The sequence below is a fragment of the Streptomyces sp. NPDC050263 genome (genome assembly GCF_040655955.1).
Classification (GTDB): domain Bacteria; phylum Actinomycetota; class Actinomycetes; order Streptomycetales; family Streptomycetaceae; genus Streptomyces.
Genome location: NZ_JBFAKW010000312.1, coordinates 1 through 1,186 on the forward strand (window position 1 = coordinate 1; position 1,186 = coordinate 1,186).

A 1,186-nucleotide genomic window follows, 5' to 3' on the forward strand; every position below is an offset into this window, starting at 1 on the left:
GATCGCCGAGCCGCTGCACGTCCACGGGATCGCGCCGATCTGGATCTACAGCGGCCCCTACGTCCTGCGATCGGGCCACGCGTGGGTGGAGATCACCGCGCAGAAGACCACGTTGGACCTGCATGTGAAGGCGTCCAACCCGCAGCGCTACGAGTCCCTGCACATCGAGGGACCCGACAGCGCGGACTTCGACATGAACCTGAACCTCCTGGACCGCGAGACGTCGAAGGCGTTCTTCACCGAGCTGCGACGCCGGAACCGGGCGGCGAGCACGATCCTCGCCCAGGTCGGCGCCGCCCTGAGGTCGCCCGAGGGACCGTTCGCGGGCGCGGAGCCGGCCCAGGTCCTCCTGGTCGGACACTCGCAGACCGGCAGTGTGACCACCTACTTCATCGAGGACGCCCACGACGTTCAGCGCCTCGCCGACGGCTCGCCCGTCTACGACGGCTTCTTCCCGTCGGGCTTCCCCCTCGCCGCCTTCCACGACGTGGACGTACCCGTCGTGCAGGTCATGAGCGACGGAGACGTCTCCGTCCCCGACTACTCGTTCTTCCCCGGCTACGAGGGCCGCCAGTACCGTCGCGACGACAGCGACGAGCCCGGCGACCGGTTCCGCCTCTACGAACTCGCCGGCATCCCTCACATGGGCACCCGCCACGCGCCGTACAACGACATGGCGCTGTGGAAGGCGACCTTCCCGGTGGGCGACTTCGCCTTCGGCCCGAAGATGAACAGCCTGCCCCACTTCGAGCTGTTCAACATGGGCCTGCACCACCTGGTCGCGTGGGTGGCGAACGGCACCGTGCCGCCCCGCGCCGACCGCCTGGAGGTGGGCCCGGACGGCTACTTCGCCCGGGACGAGCACGGCAACACCAAGGGCGGGGTGCGCAGCGCCCAGCTGGACGTACCGCACTCCACGTACCGGCCCAACCCGACCAACCCGGACGGCACTCCCAGCTTCCTGACGATCGGCAGCGAGGAGTCGTTCGAGGCGCCGAAGCTGCGGGAGCTGTACCAGGACTCCACCGACTACCTGGAGCGCTTCGACCGTCGCCTGGCCGATCTCATCGACGAGGGCTGGCTGCTCGCGGAGGACGCCGAGGACCTGCGGCGCGAGGCGCGGCAGGTCGAGATCTCGTAGCAGGACGGAGAACGACCGGCGGCGGGTCCGGGCGAGGGACGTCCG

General features: G+C 69.6%; 1 protein-coding gene. It reads left to right on the plus strand.

Features of this window, described 5'->3' with window-relative positions:
• Nucleotides 1–1,141 (plus strand): alpha/beta hydrolase domain-containing protein (locus tag AB0J04_RS46225; RefSeq protein WP_363174747.1); only part of this gene is annotated, 1,141 nt, incomplete at its 5' end.
• Between the last annotated feature and the right edge of the window lie 45 nt (nucleotides 1,142–1,186).